Source organism: Variovorax sp. P4_D9, from assembly GCF_056401695.1.
Map to the genome: position 1 here is coordinate 1 of NZ_JBFUIU010000828.1, position 3798 is coordinate 3798.

Annotated in this window: 5 protein-coding genes; 3 read left to right on the forward strand and 2 right to left on the reverse strand. The window is 66.4% G+C overall.

All coding sequences use genetic code 11. From position 1 onward, the window contains the following. Together mnmC2 and AC1DY5_RS46170 are read right to left on the reverse strand one after the other, a co-directional pair. Positions 1-633: tRNA (5-methylaminomethyl-2-thiouridine)(34)-methyltransferase MnmC2 (gene mnmC2 / locus AC1DY5_RS46165; RefSeq protein ID WP_478121088.1), on the reverse strand; the 633-nt coding region annotated here is incomplete at its 3' end. 20 nt (positions 634-653) lie between these two features. Continuing rightward, entirely contained in the window at positions 654-929 is a 276-nt protein-coding gene (locus AC1DY5_RS46170) for an oxidative damage protection protein (protein WP_442283175.1), read from the reverse strand. A gap of 125 nt (positions 930-1054) precedes the next feature. On the opposite strand from AC1DY5_RS46170, the gene AC1DY5_RS46175 reads away from it, so the two are divergent. The 3 genes from AC1DY5_RS46175 (at position 1055) to AC1DY5_RS46185 (ending at position 3751) form a co-directional block, all read left to right on the forward strand. Next, on the forward strand, positions 1055-2083 hold the full coding sequence (locus AC1DY5_RS46175) for a sulfate ABC transporter substrate-binding protein (protein WP_478121089.1): 1029 nt from the start codon (positions 1055-1057) through the stop codon (positions 2081-2083). Positions 2084-2101: 18 nt separating this feature from the next. Then, positions 2102-2686 (forward strand): NADPH-dependent FMN reductase, encoded by a 585-nt coding sequence (gene ssuE, locus AC1DY5_RS46180; protein ID WP_478121090.1) that lies wholly within the window; start codon positions 2102-2104, stop codon positions 2684-2686. Between the two features lie 108 nt (positions 2687-2794). Further along, positions 2795-3751, forward strand: coding sequence for a sulfonate ABC transporter substrate-binding protein (locus tag AC1DY5_RS46185; protein ID WP_478121091.1), 957 nt, complete (start codon positions 2795-2797; stop codon positions 3749-3751). Positions 3752-3798 lie beyond the last annotated feature (47 nt).

Genomic DNA, 3798 nt, shown 5'->3' on the forward strand with positions numbered 1-3798 from the left:
GGTCAGCTGGAAGCCGTTCTGCGCCAGCGCATCGCAGACGGCACGCGCGATCGTCCAGGTGGCGACGCGGGTGCCGCGGCGGGCGAAGCGCGACACGGCCTTGAGCGTGTCGGGCGACCACATGGCCGGATTGCGCTGCGGGCTGAAGCCGTCCAAAAAGATGCTGTCGGCCTCGAAGCGCTGGGCGCGCAGCATCGCCTGCACGTCGCCGATGCAGAGCGTGAGCAGCACGTGTCCCTGATCGAAAGCGAGGCGATGAAAGCCCGGCAGCAGGCCGTGCCACTGCGCCGCCAGCATCTGGGCCAGGGGAAGCAGTTCAGGATAGGCGCCGGCGGCGCGCAGCAGATCGTCGCGCGCCACCGGAAAAGCCTCGATCGAGACCACATGCAGCAGGCGCGGCCGCTGCGGATCCTCGCGCCAGGCGCGCCAGGCTGTCAGGAAATTGAGGCCGAAACCGAATCCGGTTTCGAGAATCCGCCATTGCGGCTGGCCGGCCCAGGCGGCGGGCAGGCCGCAGCCGCCCAGGAACACGTGGCGCGCCTGGGCTGGCGCGCCGCATTCGGAGTGGTAGATGTCATCGAAGCGCGCACTGCGCGGAATGCCGTCGGCGCGCCAGTCGACGGGCTCGGCCATGGCGCGCGAGAACCCGGAACTCAGGATGCGGGCGGCGGCACGTAGCCTTGCGCGACGTCGGCGCCCTCGCCGAAGAAGTGCTTTTCCATCTGCCGCGCCAGGTATTGGCGGGCCCGCGCATCGGCGAGGTTGAGGCGGTTCTCGTTGACCAGCATCGTCTGCTGCTTGAGCCAGGCGGCCCAGGCCTCCTTGCTGACGTTCTCCCACAGGCGCTTGCCGAGTTCGCCGGGGTAGGGCGGGAAGTCGAGGCCTTCGGCCTCTTTGCCGAGCTTGATGCACTGGACCATGCGTGCCATTTGGGTGCCTTTGGGTGTCTTAGTTGATTTCGTTATTTGGAAGTGAGAACTCAGTTGTTCCCGATTCCATATGCCGTATCCAGAATACGTGGCTTCAGCGTTATGCCCATTACGAGCACAAGACCATGAGCCTCCGTCGCGACTTTATCAAGCTTTCTCTCGGCGCCGCCGCCGCAGCCAGCATCGCCCTGACGGCAATGCCGTCGTTTGCCCAAGGCGTGACTTTGCTCAACGTTTCCTACGACCCGACGCGCGAGCTCTACGTCGACTACAACCAGGTCTTCGCCAAGTACTGGAAGGCCAAGACCGGTCAGGACGTGACGATCAAGCAATCGCACGGCGGCTCAGGCAAGCAGGCGCGCTCAATCATCGACGGCATCGACGCCGATGTCGCGACCCTGGCGCTGGCCGGCGACACGGATGCCCTCGTCACCCATGGCGGCCTGGTCAAGCCCGACTGGCAGAAGCGGCTGCCGCACAACTCGGCCCCCTACACCTCGACCATCGTCTTCCTCGTGAAGAAGGGCAATCCCAAGGGCCTGAAGGACTGGGACGACCTGGTCAAGCCCGGCGTGCAGGTGATCACGCCGAACCCCAAGACCTCGGGCGGCGCCCGCTGGAACTACCTGGCGGCCTGGGAATTCGCCAAGCGCAAGTACGGCGGCGACGACAAGGCCAAGGAATTCGTCGGCAAGCTCTATCGGAACGTGCCGGTGCTCGACGCCGGCGCCCGCGGCTCGACCATCACCTTCGTCCAGCGCGGCGTCGGCGACGTCCTCCTGGCCTGGGAGAACGAGGCCTTCCTGGCGCTGAAGGAATTYGGCCCCGACAAGTTCGACATCGTYGTGCCTTCGATCAGCATCCTGGCCGAGCCCACCGTGACCGTGGTCGACAAGGTGGTCGACAAGAAGGGCACGCGCGCCGTGGCCGAGGAATACCTCAAGTACCTGTACTCCGACGAAGGCCAGGACGTGGCGGGCCGCAACTACTACCGCCCGACCTCCGACAAGGCCAAGGCCAAGTTCGCCAGCCAGTTCCCCAAGCTGACGCTGTTCACGATCGACGACGCCTTTGGCGGCTGGGCCAAGGCCGACAAGGCGCACTTCGCCGATGGCGGCTCCTTCGACCAGATCTACCTGGCGAAGCTGAAGTAACAGCAGGCAAGGTCAACGATGTCCGTTCTCCTGATTGCCGGCAGTCCTTCCGCGCCCTCGCGTTCGGCGGTGCTGCTCGATGCGGTGGCGGCGCGGCTCGCCGCGCGCGCGGTGCCGGTCGAGCGGCTCGCGATCCGCGAACTGGCGGCGCATGCCCTGCTGCTCGGCGAAGCCTCGCACCCGTCGGTGCAGCATGCGGTCGAGCAGCTGCAGCGCGCCGACGTCGTCGTGATCGCCACGCCGGTCTACAAGGCCGCCTACAGCGGCGTGCTGAAGGTCTTCCTCGACCTGCTGCCGCAGTCGGCGCTCAAGGGGAAGACCGTGCTGCCGCTGGCCACCGGCGGTAGTCCGCACCACATGCTGGCGCTCGACTATGCGCTGCGTCCGGTGCTGCAATCGCTGGCGGCGCGACATATCCTGCCGGGCGTCTATGCGACCGACGGCCAGGTCACGCTGCAGCCCGAAGGCGCCTACCAGTTGCAGTCCGACCTGGCGCAGCGGCTCGACGATGCGGTCGAGACGCTGGCCAGCGAAGGCCTCAGGCTGGCGCCGGTCTGGGGCTTCGAGGCGGTCGAGTTCTCGCGCGTGCGATGTAGCGTCTGAGCCGCCTGGCGTCCGTCGCGGCACCGCCTTTCTTCAAGAACCCCGTTCCCGATTCGAAACGCCGCCTTTGCGGCGCCGGACTTCCTTTGCCCGAAAGAAATCATCACCATGAACCCGCATTCATCGATTCGTCGACGACTTCTTCAAGTCAGCGCCGCTGCGCTGGCGCTGCCGACGCTTTCCGCATTCGCCCAAGCCCCGGTGCGCACGCTGCGCATCGGCAACCAGAAGGGCAACCTGAGCCTGCTCAAGGGCCGCGGCACGCTCGAGAAGCGCCTTGCACCGCTGGGCGTCGGCGTCAAGTGGACCGAGTTCACGGCCGGGCCAGTGCAGCTCGAGGCGCTCAACGTCGGCTCGATCGACTTCGGCGACGTCGGCGAAGCGCCGCCGATCTTCGCGCAGGCGGCAGGGGCGCCGCTGGCTTACGTGGTGGCGACCGTGCCCCGCCCGCAGTCCGAGGCGGTGCTGGTGCCGAAGGCCTCGACGATCCAGTCGGTCAAGGACTTGAAGGGCAGGAAGGTCGCGCTCAACAAGGGCAGCAACGTTCATTACTTCCTGGTCAAGCTGCTCGAGAAGAACGGCCTCGCCTACGGCGATGTCAACGTCGTCTTTTTGCCGCCGGCCGATGCGCGCGCGGCTTTCGAGAAGGGCTCGATCGACGCCTGGGTGATCTGGGACCCGTTCCTGGCCGCGGCGCAGAAGACGCTTGACGCCCGGCTTCTTGCCGACGCCACCGGCGTGGTGGGCAACCGGGGCTTCTATTTCTCGTCGCTCGACTATGCGAGCAGGAACGCCGACGTGATCAAGGTCCTGATCGAGGAGCTCGACAAGGTCGACCAATGGGCCCAGGCCAACCGCGCTGCCTTCGCGGCCGAACTCGCGGGCCTGTGGGGCCTGCCGCAGCCGGTGGTCGAACTGTCGGTGTCGCGCACCCAGTTCGGCACCGGGCCGATAACCAAGGCGATCCTCGGCGAGCAGCAGCAGATCGCCGACACCTTCCTCGCGCTCGGGCTGATCCCGAAGAAGATCAACCTGCTCGAAGCCGCGGCCGCCGGCACTTCCTGAGACCTTGCGGGACAGATCAAGAAACTGCGCAGCAGTTTTTGCTCTGT